Source organism: Neisseria sicca (assembly GCF_003044565.1).
Taxonomy (GTDB): domain Bacteria; phylum Pseudomonadota; class Gammaproteobacteria; order Burkholderiales; family Neisseriaceae; genus Neisseria; species Neisseria sicca_A.
The window spans coordinates 129198-151540 of the sequence record NZ_POXG01000001.1; the positions used below are offsets into that span (position 1 = coordinate 129198).

The following is a 22343-nucleotide window of genomic DNA, read 5'->3' on the forward strand; positions in this document are numbered from 1 at the left end:
AATGCTGGAGATTAGTAATAAATTTACTTGATTGACTTGCTTAACGGAACATAAAGGCATACGGCTTTTCAGACGACCTCAGACCGTCAAAAGATACAAATTCCCCCGCTTCATCACCCCATCCTCAACAGAGAAAGGCTATCATGGCTAAGAAAAAACAACCCATTTCAGGTTTTGATTACGTCATGCCGAAACCGGATGCCGAAACCATCCGCAAGTCCATCGTCTATAAATTGATTTTCATTTTGGGCGTCGATCCGAAAGAGGCGACCGAACACCAATGGCTCAACGCCGCCATGCTCGCCGCGCGCGACCTGATTGCGGAAGACTTCCTGCAAACCCGCCGCGCCCACATCGACAACGGCAAACGCATGGTTTACTACCTTTCCATGGAATTTCTGTTGGGACGCGCCTTCGTCAACGCTTTGATTAACGAAGGCGTTTATGCCGAATTTGAAGAGGCGTTCAAACAATTGGGCAAAGAGTTCGCCGATGTCTGCGAACAAGAACAAGACCCCGGCTTGGGCAACGGTGGTTTGGGTCGCTTGGCTGCCTGCTTCCTCGACTCGCTCGCCACTTTGCGTATTCCCGCCATGGGCTACGGCATCCGCTATCAATACGGTATGTTCAAGCAAGAAATCGTGGACGGTCAGCAAGTTGAAAAACCCGATTTGTGGCTCGACCAAGATTTGGCATGGCAGATCGGCCGTCCGAACAAACAATATGCCGTCAGCTTCGGCGGACAAGTCATCAATATGGGTGATAAAAAAGAATGGCATCCGAGCGAAGAGATTTCTGCGATGGCATACGATGAAATCATCCCCGGCTACGGCGGCGACGTCGCCAACCCGTTGCGCCTGTGGACGGCTCACGCCGGCAACCGTTTCGACTTGGCAGACTTCAACCGCGGCGATTACGCATCCGCCGTCCGCGCGCAAAATAGCGACGAAAACATCTCGCGCGTCCTCTATCCGAACGATTCTACCGACAGCGGCCGCGAACTGCGTCTGAAACAGGAATATTTCTTAGTTTCCGCATCCGTACAAGACATCGTGGCGCGCCACAAATGCCGTTTCCCCAGCATCAAAAACCTTGCCGACAAAGTCGCCATCCACCTGAACGACACCCACCCCGTGCTGGCGATTCCCGAGCTGATGCGTATCCTGATTGACGAAGAAGGTATTGCGTGGACCGAAGCATGGAATATGTGCTGCAAGATTTTCTCTTACACCAACCACACCCTGATGAGCGAAGCCTTGGAAACTTGGCCGGTCGATTTGATGGGCCGCCTGCTGCCGCGCCATTTGGACATCATCTTTGAAATCAACGCCTACTTCCTGAACGCCCTGCGCGCCATCGGCAACTTCGACGACGACTTCGTCCGCCGTGTATCCATCATCGATGAGACCCACGGCCGCCGCGTCCGCATGGCATGGCTGGCAGTCATCGGTTCGCACAAAGTCAACGGCGTGGCGAAAATCCACTCCGACCTGATGACCACTTCCATTTTCGCCGACTTTGCCAAAGTGTTCCCTGAACGCTTTACCAACGTAACCAACGGCGTAACCCCGCGCCGCTGGATTAACATCGCCAACCCCGAATTGACCCGTTTCCTCGACAAACACTTGGGCGAACAAGACTGGCGTCTGCATTTGGACAACTTGACCAAGCTTAATGAAAAAGTTGACGATGCAAGCGTACAGGCGGAATTCGGCGCAGTGAAAAAAGCCGCCAAAGAACGCCTCGCCAAGTACATCGAAACCGAATTGGGCATCAAAGTAAACACGGACGCGCTGTTTGACATTCAAATCAAACGCATCCATGAATACAAACGCCAAGCATTGAATTTGATGCACATTGTCGACCGCTACAACAAAATCCTGGAAAACCCGGATTTCGACTGGCAGCCGCGCGTCTTCATCTTTGCCGGTAAAGCCGCATCCGCCTACTACATGGCGAAAAAAATCATCCGCCTGATTAACGACGTTGCCAAAATCATCAATAACGACGAACGCATCCGCGACCTGATTAAAGTCGTCTATATTCCGAATTACAGCGTCAGCCTCGCCCAAATCATCATTCCCGCCGCCGATTTGCACGAACAAATCTCACTGGCAGGTACGGAGGCATCGGGCACCAGCAACATGAAATTCGCCCTCAACGGCGCGCTCTGCATGGGTACGCTGGACGGCGCGAACGTTGAAATTCTGGAAAAAGTCGGCGCAGATAACTGCTTTATCTTTGGTAACACCGTCGAGCAAGTGGAAGAAATCCGCCGCAACGGTTACGACCCGTTAAGCTACATCGAGCGCGACAACGACCTGCGCCGCGTCGTCAACCAAATCAGCAACGGCACGTTCTCCCCCGAAGAACCAAACCGCTACAACGACGTCCTGCAACCTTACGGCGATTTCTATCAACTGATGGCGGATTTCCGCAGCTACATCGACACGCAATACAAAGCGGACGAACACTACCGCGATGTTGCCGCATGGCGTAGATCCGCATTGATCAACATCGCCAACATGGGCTTCTTCTCATCCGACCGTTCCATCGCCGACTACTGCCGCGATATCTGGTACATAGAGCCGCTGACTTTGAAAGAGCTGCCTAAACACCAATAAAGTGGATATCGATTAAGCAGTAAACAGGAACAGCCGATACGGGAAAGTATCGGCTGTTTTTTGCATGGCTGATTTTAAAAGGATAATGTGAGAAAAGGTCGTCTGAAAATCAAATTTGTTGACTTAAACGCTGCAAAATGGTTTTCAGACGACCCTTGAGCGTTCACCAAATTTTATTGCTGGATTTCAAATATCGCCTATCGTCAAAAGTATTGATCCATTGCGGTCTGAGTGCGATGAAAATAGCGGTAGTGATGCCGCTGAGAAAGGCTTCTGCCCAAGCGATCAGGATGAAAATGGGGAGGGCGGTGGTCCAAAGTACGGATGTCGGAAAGGCATGGCTGAGATCCAAAACGCTGACCAACACCAGTCCGGTCAACATCATGCCTACGGCGGATGCGATGAATCCGTTGACAAAAATAAAGATAAAAATATTCGCGGGCAGACGGTTCACCAAACGACGGGAGAGCTGATTGACAATAAGCGGCGGTAAGAGCAGGGCGAGGGCGTTGACAGGGTAGGCATATCCGTCGCCGCCGTTGAACAACAAAAGATAAGGAAGGAGCAAAGCCGAACCCAGCCATAACGCAGCAGGCGCACCAATCATCAGCGCAACCAAATTCATGGCAAGCAGGTGATAGCTCATTTGCGCAAGCTGTCCTTCGTCAGTCATCGCATTCAGACACCATGCGGTCGTCAGTATCAGGGTAGAGAGGATGGAGGCGGAATGGTGTTTCTGCATGGATCGCCATGCCGGACGCGCGCAAGCGAGAAGCAGAATGGACAACAGCAGCCAAGCAGCGGCTAAAGTCGAACTGGAGAACCATGCGGCTTGAAAATTCATACGAAACCAGACCGAGGGTAAATATTCAGACGACCTGCATTATACCCCGCAGACGAAATTCGCGGCGGACTTGTTTTGTTTAATGCTGAAACACGCTAAAATAACGACCTTTGCCGTTTATTTCAAGGGAAACAGCGAATGTTTTGGACTGTGCTGATTATCATTTTATTGTGTGCCATTTGCGGCGTATTTTGGCTGCACAGAAAACAAGAACGCGACTGGCAGCACGAATTGGCACGCTTAGAGCGTGGTATGCAAGAGGGCACATATATTCCTCACGATCAGGACGCTGATTCTCCACATCAATTTTCCGAAGATGCCAAAGCAGCATACGGAAAAACTATCGCACGTCTGCGCCTGATGGCAGCGCGTTACACACCGCAGCAAGAGCAATCAACAGAAGAACAGGTAAACGCCGAAAACGAAGAAACTGAAGCCGGTATGCCAGATATAGCGGATTTCTTTGAAAGCCAAGAAGCAAAACAGGAATATCATCAAGATACCGACGCCGAAAGGTCGTCTGAAAATGCGCAGACAGAACCTGTTCACCAATCCGAAACCCGGCAACACCACGCATCCTTAAGAAAAGATGCACCATATATCGTTCCTTTCGTTGAAACCGAAGAGCCTGAATATATTCCCCGTATCGTTAAAGACGAAGGCTTTGAAGAAATTACTCTGGAAGAAGCAACCCGCTCGCTCAATGAAGCAGCGTTACAGGAATGGGAAGAGCAACAGACCGCAAACCATCCTGCTGAGGATTGGAATGACGATGAAGAGGCAATTCAGCTCATCCGCGCGTCGGTTACGCCGATGAAAGGTTTGCAGATTATCGATTTCAACGATCCCGTACTGCGCCGAACCCGCGAGCGCGTCATGGCAGGCGTCAACGGCATTCAAATTCCCAAAGCCAGTGCGCCGCATATCGAAACTGTACAAACCGCGCTGCGTACAGCCGAACGCGAAGCTATTTTGCCTGTCATTGACAATCTGGATAGCCGTGCAGAGATTGATGTGACGGACATCCGAAACACATTGGCGAGAAGTACGGCAGCCCGCCAACGCCTTGCCGCAGCGGTTGCACCTGTGCGCGATTTCCAGCCGCAAATCATTCAAAATGATGAAATTTTGGCAAACCTGATTCCTGCAAGCCGCAGACGGACGGTTCGCCATGCTGAAGCGGCGGCGGAGAAACTGGCGCGCAAGCAGCAATCTGCTGCCGCACAGATGAAATTATCGGAGGAAGCCAATCCGCAGCCTGAACAAACGGTTGCGCCTTCTGTCGCGCGTAAACCGCTGTTCCCGCCTAAAACAATTCGCACCGAACCTGTTGCTCCGCCAAAAGAAAAAGCGGTCTACATCTCAAGACAGCCCGCTCCGACGGCAACCGTAGTCGAGCCGCCTGAAGTGCCGACCGTTATCCCTGCGCCAATCGATATCCCTGCGCCACCCAGCTTTACGCCGCCGCCAGTTGCGCCTGAAATCGTTGAGCCGCAGATGACACGTTCCGCCTTGGAAATTCCCGCTTTCCATTCTGAAGTCAACGCGCATGTCAGCGACAATCCTGTCCGCTCGATTCATGATTATTTAATCAGCGAATCCGAAACTGAAGATGAAATCGCAGGCAAAGATGTGCAGCAAAACGCTGAAACTGAATCCACCCATACGGAAAATGCGGAAATTTCTGCTTTTGAACATCATCAACCGATACATCGTCCCGATTTTGCGACGGGCTATGCTGCTGATGATTTTGATGAGGATTCGGAAGAGGATACCGGAGCGTTTTACGAGTTTTCAGACGACCTGAAGCAGCCTCTGCCAACCACAGACCTGCTCCTCCCGCCCCAATTCGACCCTGCCGCTACGCAGACCGAAGAAGAATTGTTAAACAACAGCATCACCATCGAAGAAAAGCTGGCGGAATTCAAAGTCAAAGTCAAAGTCGTGGATTCCTATTCCGGTCCGGTGATTACGCGTTACGAAATCGAACCTGATGTCGGCGTGCGCGGCAATTCGGTTATGAACCTCGAAAAAGACCTCGCCCGTTCGCTCGGCGTTGCCTCTATCCGCGTTGTCGAAACCATACCCGGCAAAACCTGCATGGGCTTGGAGCTGCCGAACCCGAAACGGCAAATGATACGGCTGAGCGAAATTTTCAATTCGCCCGCGTTTGCCGAATCCAAATCCAAGCTCACACTCGCGCTCGGTCAAGACATTACCGGTCAACCCGTCGTTACCGACTTGGGCAAAGCGCCGCATTTGCTGGTTGCCGGTACGACTGGTTCGGGTAAATCGGTCGGCGTTAACGCCATGATTCTGTCCATGCTCTTCAAAGCGACGCCTGAAGACGTGCGTATGATTATGATTGACCCGAAAATGCTGGAATTGAGCATTTACGAAGGCATTCCGCACCTGCTCGCGCCTGTCGTTACCGATATGAAGCTGGCGGCCAACGCGCTCAACTGGTGCGTCAACGAAATGGAAAAACGCTACCGTCTGATGAGCCATGTAGGCGTGCGCAACCTTGCTGGCTTCAACCAAAAAATCATGGAGGTCGCCGCGCAAGGCATAAAAATCGCCAACCCGTTCAGCCTGACGCCCGACAATCCCGAACCTTTGGAAAAACTGCCGTTTATCGTCGTCGTGGTTGACGAATTTGCCGACCTGATGATGACCGCAGGCAAGAAAATCGAAGAGCTGATTGCCCGTCTCGCCCAAAAAGCCCGCGCGGCAGGTATCCATTTGATTCTTGCCACGCAACGCCCCAGCGTCGATGTCATCACAGGCCTGATTAAAGCCAACATCCCGACACGCATCGCATTCCAAGTGTCCAGCAAAATCGACAGCCGCACGATTCTCGACCAAATGGGTGCGGAAAACCTGCTCGGACAGGGCGATATGCTGTTCCTGCCACCGGGAACAGGCTATCCGCAACGTGTTCACGGTGCGTTCGCTTCAGACGACGAAGTACATCGCGTGGTCGAATATCTGAAACAATTCGGCGAGCCGGATTACATCGACGATATTCTGATGAGCGGCACAACCGACGATCTGCCGGGCATCAGCCGCAGTAGCGACGGCGAAGTTGACCCAATGTATGACGAGGCAGTCTCCGTTGTTCTGAAAACACGCAAAGCCAGTATCTCAGGTATCCAGCGTCAATTACGCATCGGCTACAACCGCGCCGCCCGCCTGATTGACCAAATGGAAGCAGACGGCATCGTTTCTCCTGCCGAAACCAACGGCAACCGTACCGTTTTAGCGCAAAGCAACGAGCATTTGGACTAAAACCACACCAAAGTAGGAGAAAAGCCGATTGCCGTTGCAGTTTCCCCTGATTTTGGTACAATACCGCCATTCATTCTTACACAGACAAGCCGCCGAAATTTAGGCGGCTTGTATTTTTATTTTCATTTTGCGGACTATGTTTACCGCGTATTTACCAGGCAAAAGCAGCCCAAACGCTTTTGCGGAGAAGACAAACCATGCAAAAAATTCCATTGACCGCACGCGGCGCAGAATTGCTCAAACAAGAATTGCAACGCCTCAAAAGCGTCGCCCGTCCCGAAATCATCGAAGCCATCGCCGAAGCCCGTTCGCACGGCGACTTGTCTGAAAATGCCGAATATGAAGCCGCCAAAGAAAAACAAGGTTTCATTGAAGGCCGTATTTCCGAGCTGGAACACAAATTATCCATGGCGCACATCATCAATCCTGCCGAAATCCACGCAGAAGGCAAAATCGTCTTCGGCACGACCGTAACGCTGGAAGATTTAGAAACCGAAGAACACGTTACCTATCAAATCGTCGGCGAAGATGAAGCAGACATCAAAGAAGGCAAAATCTACGTCGGCTCACCCATCGCCCGTGCCCTAATCGGTAAAGAAGAAGGCGATGTCGCCGAAGTACAAGCTCCCGGCGGCGTTCGTGAATACGACATTATTTCAGTTCAATATATCTGACTGCCCCGAATATTATTGATATAAAAGGTCGTCTGAAAACCAAAGAAAATGGTTTTCAGACGACCTTTTTTGTTTATGTCTATCAAGCGGACTGTATTGGGATGATACGGTTTTGACTGCGTTTGGCACCGCCTTCGCAATAGTTGGTTTTGACGTATTCTTCGACAATTTCCAAGAATTCGGCTGCGATGTTGTCGCCTTTTAAAGTCACTTTGCGTTCTCCGTCAACATAAACCGGTGCAACAGGAGTTTCGCCGGTTCCGGGCAGGCTGATGCCGATGTCTGCCAGTTTGCTTTCGCCCGGTCCGTTAACAACGCAGCCCATAACGGCAACGTTTAAAGATTCCACACCGGGGTAAACAGTTCGCCATACGGTCATTTTTTGGCGCAGGTAATTTTGTACGTCTTGGGCGAGCTCTTGGAAGACTGTACTGGTGGTGCGTCCGCAACCGGGGCAGGCGGTAACCATTGGGGTAAATGATCGCAGTCCCATGGTTTGCAGGATTTCTTGACCAACGATCACTTCTTGAGTACGCGAGCTGCCGGGTTCGGGGGTGAGTGAAATACGGATGGTGTCGCCGATGCCTTCTTGAAGCAGTACGGCCAAGGCAGCAGTAGAAGCGACAATGCCTTTGCTACCCATGCCTGCTTCCGTCAAGCCTAAGTGGAGCGGATATCGGCAGCGGCTGCCCAGCTCGCGGTAAACCTGAATCAAATCTTGAACGGAGCTGACCTTGCACGACAAGATGATTTTGTTTTCAGGCAAACCTAATCGGACGGCTTTTTCAGCAGATTCCAACGCCGAAATAATCAAGGCTTCTTTCATGATTTCTTCAGGCGGTTTGGGCGATGAGGACGCCAGATTGGCATCCATCATGCGCTTGGCGAGGCTTTGGTCAAGAGAGCCCCAGTTGACGCCGATACGGACGGCTTTGTCGTTTTCGGCGGCAGTTCGAATCATATAGGCAAATTTTTCATCACCTTTTGCGCCTTTGCCGACATTGCCGGGGTTGATGCGGTATTTGGACAAGGCTTTGCCGCACTCGGGAAATTCTGCCAACAGACGTTCGCCATTGAAATGGAAGTCGCCAATCAGCGGGGTGGTGTAACCCATGTCGTCCAAACGCTGGCGGATTTCGGCAACTTTGGATGCGGCTTCCGGACTGTTGACGGTAATGCGCACCATTTCTGAGCCTGCATCGCTCAATTCTTTGACTTGCAGAGCGGTTGCTTTAGCATCTGCGGTGTCGGTATTGGTCATAGACTGAACGACAACGGGTGCGTCAGAACCGACGATGAGATGATCGATTTGCACTTGATGGGTTTGGCGGCGTTTGGGGGTGTTCATCTTTATTTTTTTCCTGCTACAAAGGAAGCGGATTTTTCACCGGCAACCCGGTATTCTGCCAGATTGATGGTTGTCCCGCCATAATTGGCTTGTGCGCCTGTGGCAATACCGATCCAGACATTGTAGGGCGCACCGCCTTTAAAACGCCTTTCGCTTCCTGCGGGAATGATCCGGCTGAAAATCATGGTACCTTTCTTGTCTGTAATAATCAGATTGCTTCGGTATTGGACTTTAATCCAAAGCTCGTCTGAATCGACTTTGACTTCATGTTCGGATGCCGCTGCTTCGGACGCGGCAACGCTGGAAGCTGCTTTTTCAACATTGGAGGAGACTTCTTGTTTGCCGTTTTCTGCCATATTGGAAACGGCAACATTTTCTTTTTTCAAGTCCGGAGTCTGCATACTGTTACGCACGGCATCGCTGTTTTGCGCGACTTGCTGTTCGTTTTCATGATTGGACTTGCTTTGCCAAACGTAAATACCGCCGCCAAGCAGGATGAGCGCTGCTGCACCCAAAACCCATTTGGGAAAACCGACTTTTTCACCATCTTGGTAGTTCAAGCCGGTATTTTGTTTGCGATCCACCAGATAGACATGGTCTTCTTCCGGCGCAGAAATGGCTTTCAGACGACCTGTAATGGTTGCTTCATCGATTTTCAACAGGCGGGCATAAGAGCGCAGATAGCCCATAACGAAGACCAATCCTGAAAAGAACGAATAGTCTCCTTTTTCGAGTGCTTCAATTTGTTCGGCAGACAGTTTCAACCGTCGTGCTACTTCGTCAATATCCCAACCTGATTTTTGTCTGAGTTGTCCCAGCTCATCACCCAATGATTTGGCAGCTTGAATGTCGTATTCGTTTTTCTTTTGATTTTCCATGTAGTTATTTACCTGTGGTTACTGCCTGTAATTGTTCCGAGTAGGGGAAGTTTGCCCTTAACTGGGCTTCGTATTCGTAGGCTGCCTGGCTATTGCCCAAAGCAGTCGCCAATTTCCAACCCAGCAGCAAATCATCTGCCTGCAAGACATCGACTTTGCTTTGGTATTGACGGAAATAATAGTCCGCTTCGTTTAAATTGCCTGCCAGCATTTTGGTTCTTGCCAATTCTTTAAACGCAGGCGGGAATTGAGGTTGTGCGGCCAACGAGCGTTCAAGATAAGCCTCCGCGAGCGAATATTGTCCCATCTTTGCGCTGCAAATACCCTTGTTGAGGTTGGCGATAAATGGAGAAGGATAAGTTGGATCGGCCAGGGCTTTGTCAAAATAACTGATGGACTGGGCGGGATTGTTCATCTCGCTGCACAAGAACCAGCCGTAGTTATTATTGATTTCCGCATTGTCAGGCTTCAAGGATAGGGCTTTTTGGAAGCTTTCCTGTGCCTTGTCGCGTACTTTGAGATATTGATAGATTTGCGCGCGAACCAGCCATGCATCTTCATTGCTGCTGTCCGCTTTCAATGCCTCTTCAATGCTTACCGTTGCTTGACGGTAATCGCCCCCGCGCATGTATTCGATAGCCAACTGAGTTTTGATATTGGCGACCTGTGTCGCACGTTCCGCTCTGCTTGGACCTTTTGTGCCGGCGCATGCGCCCAAAACCAAAGTTAAAATAATGGGTTGCCAAATGTTCAGTTTCATAATCAGCTCTGTTGTTCGACCAAAATCTGCTGCCATTTTTGTTGACGGCGTGTTTTATCTTGTACTTGTCCTGCCAATTGACCGCAAGCTGCGTCAATATCATCGCCACGCGTTTTGCGGACGGTTACCACGAATCCTGCCTGCTGCAAAATATCGCGGAAAACGCGGATATTTTCATTGGTAGAGCGTTCGTAGCCGGAATTTGGGAAGGGATTGAACGGAATCAGATTGAATTTGCACGGTACGTCTTTTACCAGCTCAATCAGTTCGCGCGCATGTTGCGCCTTGTCATTGATTCCGTCCAACATAACGTATTCAAAAGTAATGAAATCTCTTGGTGCTTTGACCAAATAGCGTTGACATGCCGCCATCAACTCTTTCAACGGATATTTTTTATTCAGCGGAACAATTTGGTCGCGTACTTCGTCGTTGGAAGCATGAAGGGATACTGCCAGCGCAACAGGCATCGCATCGCGCAGCCTGTCCATTTGCGGCACCATACCTGATGTGGAAACGGTAACGCGGCGGCGGCTTAGGCCGTAGCCATGATCGTCCAGCATAATGCTCAGCGCAGTAACGACATTATCAAAGTTCGCCATTGGCTCGCCCATGCCCATCATGACTACATTGGAAATCACGCGTTCGTTTTTCGGCGTAACGCCCATTGCTTTATTTGCCCACCACAGTTGCCCAATGATTTCGGCAGCGGTCAGATTACGGTTGAAACCTTGGCGGCCGGTAGAACAGAAGGTGCATTCCAATGCGCAGCCGACTTGAGAGGAAATACACAACGTACCGCGTTCTGCTTCGGGAATAAACACCGTTTCAACGCCGTTGCCCGTTCCTACATCCAACAGCCATTTGCGCGTCCCATCGGCGGATTCTTGCGCCATCATCAGTTTGGGCACATCCACGCTTGCCTGTTCGTTGAGTTTCAGGCGTAGGGATTTTGCCAAATCGGTCATTTCATCGAAACTTTGCGCACCGGCTTGGTGGATCCAGCGCATGACTTGTTTGGCGCGAAACGGTTTTTCACCCATTTCGGCAAAATGATGGGTCAGTCCGTTTAAATCATAATTCAGCAGATTGGTTTTCATGTGGTTTATTTCTTGGTAAAGCTTTTAATAAAAGCTGTCGTGATAAATCTTGCAAATCCGGCGGATTAGGGCGTTGCATAGTGGGTTTGAACATGCCCTGAATCTTGTTGAGCAAACAGCTTTTATTTCCAAGCTCCTTCTATCATATTTTCAGACGACCTCCATTTTAGAAAGGTCGTCTGAAAACAGATTGAGACAAACAATATCGACAAAACCGTCCAAACACCCGAACCGGTCGGACGTTCGAACGGTATCTATCGTTAACGCGGGCAGATTTCGCTTTGGCTGAAGAAGTAGGCAATCTCGATTGCTGCGTTTTCCAGACTGTCAGAGCCATGTACGGCGTTTACGCTGAGAGATTCGGCAAAATCCGCACGTATCGTACCGGGAGCGGCTTCCGCAGGGTTGGTCGCGCCCATCAGCTCACGGTTTTTTGCAACGGCATTTTCACCTTCCAGTACCTGAATCATGACAGGACCGCTGGTCATAAAGGCAACCAAACTGTCGTAAAAAGGACGCTCTTTATGGACAGCATAAAACTCTTGGGCTTCGCGCACGCTGAGGTGCTTCATTTTGGCGGCGACAATACGCAGTCCGTTGTCTTCAAAACGGCTGTAAATTTTGCCGATTACATTTTTACCTACAGCATCGGGTTTAACGATGGAGATCGTGCGCTCAATAGCCATATTATGTCCTTGTTTTCATTGCGTTGTGCAATAGTCTGAGGTTGAGGAAAATGAACTGCTATTTTATCAAATTTCAGTTTGCTTTGGGAAAAGCTACTCTTTTTTTCTTTGCCTAAATCTTATTTTTTCAACGTCAGATGCGGCTGTTCCAAATAAACTTCCGATTGCATTTCCACCATACGGCTGGCAGTGCGGGTAAATTCTTCGGCGAAATCGCCTTCGACATAAATATCGTTTACGCCTACCGCGCTGGTGGCACAGAGTTTTACTCGGAAATCGTACAATACGTCAATCAGCCAAGTAAGGCGGCGCGCTTCGGCTTTTTCCTGCGGAGTAAGGCGTTCCAATCCTGATACGAACACCATTTCATAATGTTCGGCCAAATAGAGGTAATCCGCTTGCGAACGCGGTCCAAAACATAAAGCGCGGAAATCGAACCAAATGGCGCGGTTGGCTTGGGCTTTGTGCGGAATTTCGCGCCCGTGTATCACGCTGATGCCGGGATTCAATTCGGCAATTCCCGCCATTTCTTTAAATAAAGCAGCCAATTTCTGCTCATTTTCTTCATTGTTGGGAACGAAGAAAATCTCGGCAGGACGTAAAGTGCGCAGACGGTAGTCTTCTCCGCCATCAACATTTAAGACGGTCAGGCTGGATTCAATCAGCGCAATGGTCGGCAGAAAACTGCTTCTGTTTTGACCTTGAGGGTAAAGTTCGGACGGGGCATAGTTGGACGTCGCCACCAAAACTACGCCTTCGCTCAACAAGTTTTCCAACAGACGTCCAAGAATCATTGCATCTGCGATGTCGCTGACGTGGAATTCGTCAAAACACAATACGCGGGTCTCTTTGGCAATCTCGGCAGCTACTGCCTTTAAGGGATTAGCTTCGCTTTTCAAGTCTTTCAAACGCCTGTGGATTTCCGCCATAAAAGCATGAAAGTGGACACGGCGTTTGCGGCGGTATGGCAAACAGCCGAAAAAAGCGTCCATCAAAAAACTTTTGCCGCGACCTACGCCGCCATAAAAATACAAACCTTTCGGCACTTGAGGGGAGCGCAGGCTGCGTCCTAGAAAACGGTTGCGTTTGCGTTTGAACATCATCAGTTCCGTCCACAAACGATCCAAATATTCAATCGCACGCGCTTGTGCTTCATCGCGGATGAAATTCGGTTGTTCGGCTGCCGCCTGATACCAAGTCAGCGGGCTGTGGTTTTCAAACGGAGGGGCGACAAACAGTTGACCTCTATCACTCATATCTGACCTTTATTATGTTTTTGGGTTTGACAATTATAGTGGATTAACTTTAAACCAGTACGGCGTTGCCTCGCCTTGCCGTACTATCTGTACTGTCTGCGGCTTCGTCGCCTTGTCCTGATTTAAAGTTAATCCACTATACGTTTTATCAACGGGCAATCATTAAAAGAAACGTATTATAGATGATTTCAGACGACCCTATGAATTTTCCATTACAAATTCCCCCCAAATTCCGAAAACAATAGAGAACCATATTTTCAGGCAACAAAAAACGCCGCATTTCTGCGGCGTTCGTTTACTCAGGTTTAGTTGGCATTTTCTTGTAAAGCCAAGTCCACACGTTCACGCAATTCCTTGCCGGGCTTGAAGTGAGGGACGTGTTTTTCAGGCACTTCCACACGTTCGCCGGTTTTGGGGTTGCGACCGATACGGGCCGGGCGATGGTTCAAATCGAAGCTGCCGAAACCACGGATTTCAATACGCTGACCGCGAGCCAGCGAGCGGGTCATGGTGTCAACCAAAACCTTTACGCTGTATTCGACGTCTTTTGCCAGCAATTGGTTACCGTTTTTTTCGGCAAAAACTTCTGCCAAACGAACCATTAATTCAGACTTCGTCATGTCTGCAACCTTATTCTTGGTCGCCGGACAGTTTGGCTTTCAGCAAGTCGCCGAGGCTGGTAGTACCGGCGCTGGCGGTTGCAGCAGCGTTGACTGAATTCAGGGCTTCACGGTTTTCTTTAGCGTCTTTAGCTTTAACAGACAGGCGGATGCTGCGGTTTTTGCGGTCGACGGTTACGATAACAGCTTCAACCTCATCACCTTCTTTCAGTTTGGTGGTCAGGTCTTCAACGCGGTCGGCTGCGAATTCGGAAGCAGGCAGGTAGCCTTCTACTTCGTCAGACAGGGCAACAACGGCACCTTTGGCGTCAACAGATTTCACAGAACCTTTAACCAAAGAACCTTTGTCATTTACGCTGATGAAGTTACCGAAAGGATCACCTTCCAGTTGTTTGATGCCCAAAGAGATGCGCTCTTTGTCAACGTCAATCGCCAATACAACGGCTTCAACTTCCTCGCCTTTTTTGTATTTGCGTACAGCTTCTTCGCCTGCTTCAGTCCAAGACAGGTCAGACAGGTGAACCAGACCGTCGATACCGCCGGGCAGGCCTACGAATACACCGAAGTCAGTAATGGATTTAACCGCACCGGAGATTTTGTCGCCTTTGTTGTGGTTGGCGGCGAATTCTTCCCAAGGATTGGCTTGACATTGTTTCATACCCAAAGAGATACGGCGGCGGTCTTCGTCGATTTCCAGGATCATTACTTCAACTTCGTCGCCCAATTGTACGACTTTGCTTGGGTGTACGTTTTTGTTGGTCCAGTCCATTTCAGAAACGTGTACCAAACCTTCAATGCCTTGTTCGATTTCAACGAACGCACCGTAGTCGGTCAGGTTGGATACTTTACCGAACAGGCGGGTACCTTGTGGGTAACGACGGGTCAGACCGCTCCAAGGATCTTCGCCCAGTTGTTTCATACCCAGAGAAACGCGTTGTTTGTCTTGGTCGAATTTCAGGACTTTGGCTTCAACTTCTTGACCGACTTCCAAAACTTCGCTTGGGTGTTTCACACGGCGCCATGCCAGGTCGGTGATGTGCAACAGACCGTCGATGCCGCCCAAGTCAACGAACGCACCGTAGTCGGTGATGTTTTTAACGATACCTTTGATGATAGAGCCTTCTTGCAGGTTTTCCAGCAGGGCTTTGCGCTCTTCACCCAAAGTAGCTTCCAGAACGGCGCGGCGGGAAACCACGACGTTGTTGCGTTTTTTGTCCAGTTTGATGACTTTGAATTCGATTTCTTTGCCTTCAAAGTGGGAAGTGTCTTTAACGGGACGTACGTCAACCAAAGAACCCGGCAGGAATGCGCGGATGCTGTTGATCATAACGGTCAGGCCGCCTTTGACTTTGCCATTGATAACGCCGGACAGGATGTCGCCGTTTTCCATCGCTTCTTCCAAAGCGATCCAGTCGGCAGCACGTTTGGCTTTTTCGCGGGACAGTTTGGTTTCGCCGAAGCCGTTTTCAACAGATTCGATGGTAACGGTAACGAAATCGCCAACTTTAACTTCAATCTCGCCCTGAGCGTTTTTGAATTCAGCAACGTCAATCAGAGATTCTGATTTCAGACCTGCGTTTACAGTGACGAAGTTTTGATCAATGCCGACTACTTCGGCAGTAATCACTTCACCTGGGTTCATCTCTTGCAGGGTAAAGCTTTCTTCAAGCAGCTGGGCAAAATTTTCCATAGTCATATATACTCTTTTCGGTACACCGCCAAGGGGTGCGGGGTAGGTTGGAGAATGCCTGCCGCCCTTGGCGCGACAGGCTTTGAAAATAAATATTTTCAGACGACCTTCGGATGCTCCAAAGGTCGTCTGAAACAAAACGCAGGGATTATACCCTAAATTTTAAACTTTATGATACCAATCAAGCACTTTTTTTACAGCTTCTTCGATACTCAGCCCGCTCGTATCCAAAAGCTCGGCATCGGGGAGCTGCTTTAAGGGCGCGACACTGCGGCGGCGGTCAGCTTCGTCCCGTGCTTCAATGTCCGACAAAATCCGTTCAAATTCCAAGCCTTCGCACGGAATGCCGATTTGTTTGGCGCGGCGTTCCGCCCGTATTTTCGCACCTGCAGTCAGGAAAACCTTCAACGCCGCATCAGGGAAAACAACCGAACCCATATCGCGACCGTCGGCGACCAAACCTTTTTCCGTCAGAAAATCACGCTGCCGCTGCAAAAGCGCGGCACGCACTTTCGGCAACTGCGCCACTGCAGAAGCGCCCATGCCGATTGCTTCGCTGCGTATTTGTCCCGAAACGTCTTCATCATCCAAAAAAACCTGCGACCCTTCAAAGCGGGCGGACAGATTTTCCGCCAACTCGGCAACCGCCTCTTCATCGCTCCATTCCACATCCCGTTTCTTCGCATACAGCGCGGTCAGGCGGTATAACGCGCCGGAGTCCATATAAGCGAACCCCAAAGCCTGAGCGACACGGGAAGCGACCGTACCTTTCCCTGAGGCGCTGGGTCCGTCTATGGCGATGACTTTTTGTTTGGTATTCATATTTTGGCTTTCTGAAATAATGTAGAAGGTCGTCTGAAAGAACGTATCAGGCAGGCATTATATAGATAATTGTTTAATGATGAGAACCGAGGTCGTCTGAAAAAGCGTTTCAGACGACCTCAAATGTTAATTGGAGCGTGGGTTAACGTCGTTTTTAAATTGTTTTGCTGTCGTATTGGTTATTTCATTATGAAGAAAAACGATTATCCGTTTGAGATGATTAGGGTAGGGCGGTTCATGTTTTATTTTTTAGAAGTTTGGTATATTTAACGGACTATTTGTAAATTAATGTTCATTTATGGGGTGAAACTGTATAATTCCCGCCGTTTGAATTGATTTGACGAGGCTTTCTGATGAACCAGCTTAAATTGGCGGTTTCCGGCGCGCAGATTTTGTTTGTGGCGTTCGGGGCGATGGTGCTTGTTCCGCTATTGACCAAACTGAATCCTTCTTTGGCACTTTTAGGTGCGGGCATCGGTACGCTGCTCTTTCAAATAGTCACCAAGCGTAAAGTACCGATTTTCCTCGGCTCTTCTTTTGCCTTTATTGCGCCGATTATCTACTCCCTCGAAACATGGGGCCTGCCTTCGACCATGTTCGGGCTGTTTGCGGCGGGTTTTATGTATTTTGTGTTTGCCGCGCTGATTAGATGGCGCGGGCTGGCTACGGTCAACCGGCTGTTGCCGCCCGTGGTTATCGGACCTGTGATTATGGTCATCGGCTTGTCTGTCGCCGCAGCCGCAAGTGAAATGGCAATGGGTAAATCCGGCGGAAAGCAAGTAATCGACTATGCGGATGCGCTGATTTTGTCGGGCTTTACGTTTGCCGTTACGGTGGTTGTGTCGGTTTTCGGCAGCCGCATGATGAAACTGGTTCCGATTTTAATCGGCGTGGCTGCGGGCTATATTTTGGCTTTGGTCATGGGTTTGGTGGATACCTCCACCATCGCGGCTGCGCCGTGGTTTGCCGTGCCACATTTTGAAACACCGCAAGTCAACTGGCAGGCCGCGCTGTTTATGCTGCCCGTCGCCATCGCTCCCGCCATCGAACACATCGGCGGCATCATGGCCATCGGCAATGTAACGGGCAACAACTACACCAAAGACCCAGGCTTGGATAAAACGCTTGCGGGCGACGGCTTGGGCGTGTGTGTGGCGGGTTTGATCGGCGGTCCGCCTGTAACGACTTATGGCGAGGTAACGGGTGCGGTGATGATTACGAAAAACAGCAATCCGGTCATTATGACTTGGGCGGCGATTTTTGCCATCGCTATGGCGTTTTTCGGCAAATTCAATGCTTTCCTCGCTTCCATTCCTCTGCCCGTAATGGGCGGCATCATGCTGCTTTTGTTCGGTACGATTGCTTCTTTGGGCATTAAAACGCTGGTGGATGCGAAAGTGGATTTGATGCAGCCGAAAAATCTGGTCATTGTCAGCTCGGTTTTGACGGTCGGCGTCGGCGGCATGGCGGTTCATGTCGGTACGTTGAGCTTTGCCGGCGTCGGTTTGTGCGCCATTTTGGCGATTGTATTGAATTTCTTGCTGCCGAATCCGAAGACGGAAAGTTGATTTGGCATTGCAGCCGATAAGGTAAAAAGGCCGTCTGAAATGGGGAATGCCCTGATTTCAGACGACTTTTTTAGCAAAAGATTTGATATTGGCAAAATAATAATAGGTCGTCTGAAACGATATCCTTGCCATATAGATATATTGATATGTTAATATCCTATTTTTATTAAACAGGAAAGTAACCATGTTGCACAAAATCGGGATCATGAGTGCGTTGATTTTGGGTTTTGCCATGCCGGCCGCTGCCGAATGTTTGATTCAAAAAGACAGTATCGGAGGAATTAAATTAGGGCAGAACTTAAAGCAGGTAAAACAGAAATTCCCGAAGGCGAAAATGGAGAGAACAAGTGATGCCGAAGGTGTGGCGTATGTTGCCATTACGCTGTCTAAAGACGTTATGGTTATCGCTTTGCAAGATGGAGACGACAATCCTGATTCTCCTATAAAACTCCATAGAAAAATTGATTCTTTGAGCACCTATTCTCCCGCCTGTCACACGGCTTCGGGGGTACATCCGGGCATGAAGATCAAAGATGCAGAAGCCAAGTTGGGCAAAGTCAAAAAAATCATAATGTCGGAAATCGAATCTCGTGAATACGCAATATTTACCCGCCACCCGAAACATTTCGACTTTAGAATGGAAATGGGAACAGGAATTTATCCGGGTAAAGGTGGAGTACCGAATCAAACTCGGCGTTACCGTAAAGGGGGCAGTATTTTAGAAATTTCTGTATCTAAATACGGAGGTTTTGATAACTGAAGAGCAGGGCATTAGGCAAAAAGCTTAAAAAACCGACTACTACGGAATAGAAACGCTCCTGTATGTTCCAGTTGACTTTTAAAATCCCTGAAAACTGTCCAAACGGCTATGGGATTTGAACAACTTCCGCCTTGTAACTGTTGCCGATTGATTTCACTATATAATACAGGTCGTCTGAAAACCGGATTTCCGTTTTCAGACGACCTTTTTGATGCTTACCTGCCTTAACCGTTTATTTGTGCGCCTAGAGTATTGAATCTATGCCTTCCGCCCTTATAAATAGCAAATACGGCATAATGATTAACATGATAAAGACGGAAGAACGATATGGCAGAAAAAACCTATTACGAAATTCTCGGCGTGGACAAAACCGCCGACGCCGACACCATTAAAAAGGCCTACCGCAAACTGGTACGCAAATACCATCCCGACGTCAGCAAAGAACCTGACGCCGCCGAGCGCACCGCCGAAATTAACACCGCCTACGAAACCTTATCCGACCGTGAAAAGCGTGCCGAATACGACGAATTGCTGGCCAATCCCTACGACCGCAGCGCAGGCGGCAATCCGTTCGGCGGCGCGCAATCCGGCGGCTTCCACTACGAATACCGCGGCGGCGAACCTTTCGGTGCGGGCGATTTCAATTTTGAAGATTTGTTTTCCGGCTTCGGCCGCAGTCAGAGACATGCACACGCAAGGCCGGACGGCCCGATTAAAGGCGACGACCAGCATGCCGAACTGAGTATCGATATTTACGCCGCTTATGTCGGCGCGGAGCGTTCGCTGAATCTGAACGTACCGACCGTGGACGAATACGGTCGCGTCGGTTATCAGACCAAAACCCTCAACGTCAAAATCCCCAAAGGCATTACCGAAGGCCAGCAAATCCGTTTGGCGGGACAGGGTCTGCCCGGCTACAACGGCGGCGCAAACGGCGATTTGTATCTGAAAATCAAATTCCACGACAAACCCGATTTATACGTTAAAAACAAAAAAGACGTATACCAGACCATAGACGTCAAGCCTTGGGAAGCCGTATTGGGCGGAAAAATCATCGTTCCCACCGCAGCCGGACGTTTGCAGGTCAACCTACCCGCCAACAGCCAAAACGGTAAAAGCATACGCCTAAAAGGCAAAGGCATTCCGGCCAAAGAAGCGGGCGATTTATACCTCAACATCCGCATTAGCGTTCCCAAGGCCGAAAGCGAAGCCGACCGCGCCGCATGGGCGCAACTTGCCGCCCACTTTGACGGCAAAAGCGCATCAAATTGAAAGGACAAACCATGACGCAACACACCGACATTACCCTGACTTTCGAAGAAATCCTTGCTGCCAGCCGCTGCCGCCGTGATTGGCTGCTGGAGCTGATAGAGGAAGAAATCATCAGCGTAAACGGCAGGCCGGAACAAACTTTGTACAGCGGCTTCCAACTCGCCCGCATCCGTCGCGCCCAGCGCCTGAGCCGCGACTTCGATGCCGGCATTCCTGCGCTCGGCCTGATTATGCGCCTGTTGGACGAAGTGGAAGAATTGCGCAAGGCACAGCAGCCCTTATCCCTGCTGGATGAAGGTAAATAGCGGTCAACAAAAGAAAGGCCGTCTGAAAAACAGTTTTCAGACGACCTTTTTTCAATATGGGAAACGATGATGGCTGAGAATACTGCCGATGATTTGAACCTTGCCGCCGCTCAAGCAGCGGGGCGTTTGCTGGAGCGTTGCGTACCGGAGGATGCTGCGGTGCTGGCGCCGTATGTGTTGCGGCTGTTTACGGCTTTGCAGAACGGGCATTCGTTTGTTTGGCTGGATGAGGGCGAGGCGCAGGAATTGGCGGGATTGGCACCGACGGTCGGGCAGGGTGCATCGCCGTTGGTGTTGCGGGGCAAAAAGTTGTTTTTGGGGCGGATGTGGCAGCTCGAGCATGATTTGGCGGCTGAAATCAAGCGTTTGGCGCAAGCGGAAGTCGAGCCTGTGGATTGGATGAGTGCGTCGCAAAACTTGTCTTGCTGGTTTGCCGATAAAGGAAGCGAAGGGCAGCGGGATGCGGCGGGGCTTGCTTTGCTTCAGGCGTTTATGCTGATTACGGGCGGGCCGGGTACGGGCAAGACGACGACGGTGGCGAAACTTTTGGGGCTGATTTGCACCAACTCTGCCACGCGCCTGCCGCGTATCGCGCTGGCGGCTCCGACGGGCAAGGCGGCGGCGCATATGGCGCGTGCGCTGCATCGGGCGGTGGACGGTTTCGAGATGCCGGATGCGGTGCGCAATCATTTGTCCGCGTTGGAAGGGCAGACGGTTCACCGCCTTTTGAAACTGCGCCCGCCGCAAATGCTGCCTGCGTTTGACGGTAACCGTCCGCTGCCTTTGGATGTGTTGGTGGTGGATGAGGCTTCGATGCTGGATGTTTCCTTGCTGCTTCACTTGCTGCGTGCGATTCCGTCAGGCTGCCGCGTGATTTTTTTGGGCGACGAGTTCCAACTGCCTTCAGTCGGCATCGGCGCGGTATTGGCGGCGTTGTCGAGACGAACGGTTTTGGATAAGGACACGGCGGAGCAGCTGAGTATTTATCTGCCGGAACACGGTTTCCCAGTGGAAGAAAATCCGCCGGCTTTGTCGCAAAATGTCGCGCAACTGACGGTCAGCCACCGTTTCGGCGCAGACAGTGGCATCGGTTGTTTGGCAAGGGCGGTGGTGTCGGGCAAGAGCAGGGAAGGTTGGGCGCAGTTTGCCTTGTTCCCTGACGAGCTGGAAATCCTCGAGGGTCGTCTGAAACAGCAGGCGGAGCTGCTTTACCGCAAACATGAAAAATTCTGGCAGGCAGTCGATAAAAACGACGTGGCGCTGGCGTTCGGACACGCGGCGGATGTGGTTGTTTTGGCGGCATGGCGGCAGGATGCGGATGCGTTCAACGAAGAATATTGCCGTTATCTGCAACGTAAACATCGGGCGGGCGTCGATACGCCGTGGTTTGCGGGGCAAATCATCATGATTGCGCGCAACGACTATACGCTGGAAGTGTTTAACGGCGACATCGGGCTGATTATGCCCGACGCGGAATCGGCAAACGGCTTGGCTGCGTATTTCCCGAATGCGGACGGTTTCAAAAAAATCGCCATCAGCCGCCTGCCGCAATTTGATTCCGCGTTCGCCATGACTGTGCATAAAAGCCAAGGTTCGGAATATCGGGAAGTCTGGCTGCTGCCGCCTTCGGGGAAAATAGAGCAGGGTGGAGATGACGCGCTGTCGGGCTTGAATAACGCGCTGCTCTACACCGCCATCACCCGCGCACGCGAACGCTTTGTCTTTTGGGGAAATGAAGAACAATGGCGGCTATCAGTGGAAACGCGCAAAGCCCGCCGCACGGCATTGGGCGAAATCTTGGATACCATGTTCGGATCGAAAGCTTGAATAAAACCCTAAAGGTCGTCTGAC

The 22343-nt window shown here is 50.5% G+C and carries 18 protein-coding genes; 8 read left to right on the plus strand and 10 right to left on the minus strand.

All coding sequences use genetic code 11. From position 1 onward, the window contains the following. Nucleotides 1–143 precede the first annotated feature (143 nt). Nucleotides 144–2624, plus strand: coding sequence for a glycogen/starch/alpha-glucan phosphorylase (locus DBZ16_RS00580; RefSeq protein ID WP_107812554.1), 2481 nt, complete (start codon nucleotides 144–146; stop codon nucleotides 2622–2624). 163 nt (nucleotides 2625–2787) lie between these two features. Here DBZ16_RS00580 and DBZ16_RS00585 read toward each other — a convergent pair whose 3' ends face one another. Further along, entirely contained in the window at nucleotides 2788–3468 is a 681-nt protein-coding gene (locus DBZ16_RS00585) for an energy-coupling factor ABC transporter permease (protein ID WP_107812555.1), read from the minus strand. A 138-nt stretch (nucleotides 3469–3606) separates the two neighbouring features. Here DBZ16_RS00585 and DBZ16_RS00590 point away from each other — a divergent pair, with 138 nt between their 5' ends. Together DBZ16_RS00590 and greA are read left to right on the plus strand one after the other, a co-directional pair. Next, a complete protein-coding gene (locus DBZ16_RS00590) occupies nucleotides 3607–6756 on the plus strand; it encodes a DNA translocase FtsK (protein ID WP_107812556.1) in 3150 nt (1049 codons plus the stop codon). Between the two features lie 197 nt (nucleotides 6757–6953). Then, complete coding sequence (greA, locus tag DBZ16_RS00595) at nucleotides 6954–7430, plus strand: transcription elongation factor GreA (protein WP_016686342.1); 477 nt, start codon at nucleotides 6954–6956, stop codon at nucleotides 7428–7430. Nucleotides 7431–7512: 82 nt separating this feature from the next. Here the strand turns inward: greA and ispG are convergent, their stop codons facing one another. The 9 genes from ispG to cmk form a co-directional block, all read right to left on the minus strand. Then, nucleotides 7513–8778 (minus strand): flavodoxin-dependent (E)-4-hydroxy-3-methylbut-2-enyl-diphosphate synthase, encoded by a 1266-nt coding sequence (ispG, locus tag DBZ16_RS00600; protein ID WP_107812557.1) that lies wholly within the window; start codon nucleotides 8776–8778, stop codon nucleotides 7513–7515. A gap of 2 nt (nucleotides 8779–8780) precedes the next feature. Next, the gene (locus DBZ16_RS00605) at nucleotides 8781–9656 is read right to left on the minus strand and encodes a helix-turn-helix domain-containing protein (RefSeq protein WP_107812558.1); all 876 of its coding nucleotides are present in this window, start codon (nucleotides 9654–9656) and stop codon (nucleotides 8781–8783) included. A gap of 4 nt (nucleotides 9657–9660) precedes the next feature. After that, a complete protein-coding gene (pilW, locus tag DBZ16_RS00610; protein WP_107812559.1) occupies nucleotides 9661–10416 on the minus strand; it encodes a type IV pilus biogenesis/stability protein PilW in 756 nt (251 codons plus the stop codon). Nucleotides 10417–10418: 2 nt separating this feature from the next. Next, nucleotides 10419–11513, minus strand: coding sequence for a 23S rRNA (adenine(2503)-C(2))-methyltransferase RlmN (gene rlmN, locus DBZ16_RS00615; protein ID WP_049223036.1), 1095 nt, complete (start codon nucleotides 11511–11513; stop codon nucleotides 10419–10421). Nucleotides 11514–11773: 260 nt separating this feature from the next. Beyond that, the gene (gene ndk / locus DBZ16_RS00620; RefSeq protein ID WP_003744626.1) at nucleotides 11774–12199 is read right to left on the minus strand and encodes a nucleoside-diphosphate kinase; all 426 of its coding nucleotides are present in this window, start codon (nucleotides 12197–12199) and stop codon (nucleotides 11774–11776) included. A gap of 119 nt (nucleotides 12200–12318) precedes the next feature. After that, a complete protein-coding gene (gene zapE, locus DBZ16_RS00625) occupies nucleotides 12319–13455 on the minus strand; it encodes a cell division protein ZapE (RefSeq protein WP_107812560.1) in 1137 nt (378 codons plus the stop codon). Nucleotides 13456–13760: 305 nt separating this feature from the next. Further along, nucleotides 13761–14075: an integration host factor subunit beta gene (locus tag DBZ16_RS00630; protein ID WP_003744632.1), complete on the minus strand. Its 315-nt coding sequence runs from the start codon at nucleotides 14073–14075 to the stop codon at nucleotides 13761–13763. 10 nt (nucleotides 14076–14085) lie between these two features. Next, the gene (gene rpsA, locus DBZ16_RS00635) at nucleotides 14086–15771 is read right to left on the minus strand and encodes a 30S ribosomal protein S1 (RefSeq protein WP_003744633.1); all 1686 of its coding nucleotides are present in this window, start codon (nucleotides 15769–15771) and stop codon (nucleotides 14086–14088) included. A 156-nt stretch (nucleotides 15772–15927) separates the two neighbouring features. Beyond that, on the minus strand, nucleotides 15928–16587 hold the full coding sequence (gene cmk, locus DBZ16_RS00645) for a (d)CMP kinase (RefSeq protein WP_107812561.1): 660 nt from the start codon (nucleotides 16585–16587) through the stop codon (nucleotides 15928–15930). A gap of 353 nt (nucleotides 16588–16940) precedes the next feature. Here cmk and DBZ16_RS00650 point away from each other — a divergent pair, with 353 nt between their 5' ends. The 5 genes from DBZ16_RS00650 to recD all read left to right on the plus strand — a co-directional run bounded on the left by DBZ16_RS00650 (nucleotide 16941) and on the right by recD (nucleotide 22319). Further along, nucleotides 16941–18155, plus strand: coding sequence for a uracil-xanthine permease family protein (locus DBZ16_RS00650; protein ID WP_107812562.1), 1215 nt, complete (start codon nucleotides 16941–16943; stop codon nucleotides 18153–18155). Between the two features lie 184 nt (nucleotides 18156–18339). Further along, nucleotides 18340–18915 (plus strand): hypothetical protein, encoded by a 576-nt coding sequence (locus DBZ16_RS00655; protein WP_107812563.1) that lies wholly within the window; start codon nucleotides 18340–18342, stop codon nucleotides 18913–18915. Nucleotides 18916–19242: 327 nt separating this feature from the next. After that, complete coding sequence (locus DBZ16_RS00660; protein WP_107812564.1) at nucleotides 19243–20187, plus strand: DnaJ C-terminal domain-containing protein; 945 nt, start codon at nucleotides 19243–19245, stop codon at nucleotides 20185–20187. 11 nt (nucleotides 20188–20198) lie between these two features. Further along, nucleotides 20199–20492: a chaperone modulator CbpM gene (locus tag DBZ16_RS00665; RefSeq protein ID WP_009312947.1), complete on the plus strand. Its 294-nt coding sequence runs from the start codon at nucleotides 20199–20201 to the stop codon at nucleotides 20490–20492. Nucleotides 20493–20561: 69 nt separating this feature from the next. Further along, nucleotides 20562–22319, plus strand: a complete 1758-nt coding sequence (gene recD, locus DBZ16_RS00670) for an exodeoxyribonuclease V subunit alpha (RefSeq protein ID WP_107812565.1) — start codon at nucleotides 20562–20564, stop codon at nucleotides 22317–22319. The last annotated feature ends 24 nt before the right edge of the window (nucleotides 22320–22343 follow it).

Coding starts and splice junctions, on each gene's coding strand:
- DBZ16_RS00580 (WP_107812554.1), top strand. CDS start 144: ATGGCTAAGAAAAAACAACCCATTTCAGGTTTTGATTACGTCATGCCG.
- recD (WP_107812565.1), top strand. CDS start 20,562: ATGGCTGAGAATACTGCCGATGATTTGAACCTTGCCGCCGCTCAAGCA.
- zapE (WP_107812560.1), bottom strand. CDS start 13,455: ATGAGTGATAGAGGTCAACTGTTTGTCGCCCCTCCGTTTGAAAACCAC.
- greA (WP_016686342.1), top strand. CDS start 6,954: ATGCAAAAAATTCCATTGACCGCACGCGGCGCAGAATTGCTCAAACAA.
- DBZ16_RS00585 (WP_107812555.1), bottom strand. CDS start 3,468: ATGAATTTTCAAGCCGCATGGTTCTCCAGTTCGACTTTAGCCGCTGCT.
- rlmN (WP_049223036.1), bottom strand. CDS start 11,513: ATGAAAACCAATCTGCTGAATTATGATTTAAACGGACTGACCCATCAT.
- cmk (WP_107812561.1), bottom strand. CDS start 16,587: ATGAATACCAAACAAAAAGTCATCGCCATAGACGGACCCAGCGCCTCA.
- ispG (WP_107812557.1), bottom strand. CDS start 8,778: ATGAACACCCCCAAACGCCGCCAAACCCATCAAGTGCAAATCGATCAT.
- ndk (WP_003744626.1), bottom strand. CDS start 12,199: ATGGCTATTGAGCGCACGATCTCCATCGTTAAACCCGATGCTGTAGGT.
- pilW (WP_107812559.1), bottom strand. CDS start 10,416: ATGAAACTGAACATTTGGCAACCCATTATTTTAACTTTGGTTTTGGGC.
- DBZ16_RS00665 (WP_009312947.1), top strand. CDS start 20,199: ATGACGCAACACACCGACATTACCCTGACTTTCGAAGAAATCCTTGCT.
- DBZ16_RS00650 (WP_107812562.1), top strand. CDS start 16,941: ATGAACCAGCTTAAATTGGCGGTTTCCGGCGCGCAGATTTTGTTTGTG.
- DBZ16_RS00590 (WP_107812556.1), top strand. CDS start 3,607: ATGTTTTGGACTGTGCTGATTATCATTTTATTGTGTGCCATTTGCGGC.
- DBZ16_RS00655 (WP_107812563.1), top strand. CDS start 18,340: ATGTTGCACAAAATCGGGATCATGAGTGCGTTGATTTTGGGTTTTGCC.
- rpsA (WP_003744633.1), bottom strand. CDS start 15,771: ATGACTATGGAAAATTTTGCCCAGCTGCTTGAAGAAAGCTTTACCCTG.
- DBZ16_RS00605 (WP_107812558.1), bottom strand. CDS start 9,656: ATGGAAAATCAAAAGAAAAACGAATACGACATTCAAGCTGCCAAATCA.
- DBZ16_RS00630 (WP_003744632.1), bottom strand. CDS start 14,075: ATGACGAAGTCTGAATTAATGGTTCGTTTGGCAGAAGTTTTTGCCGAA.
- DBZ16_RS00660 (WP_107812564.1), top strand. CDS start 19,243: ATGGCAGAAAAAACCTATTACGAAATTCTCGGCGTGGACAAAACCGCC.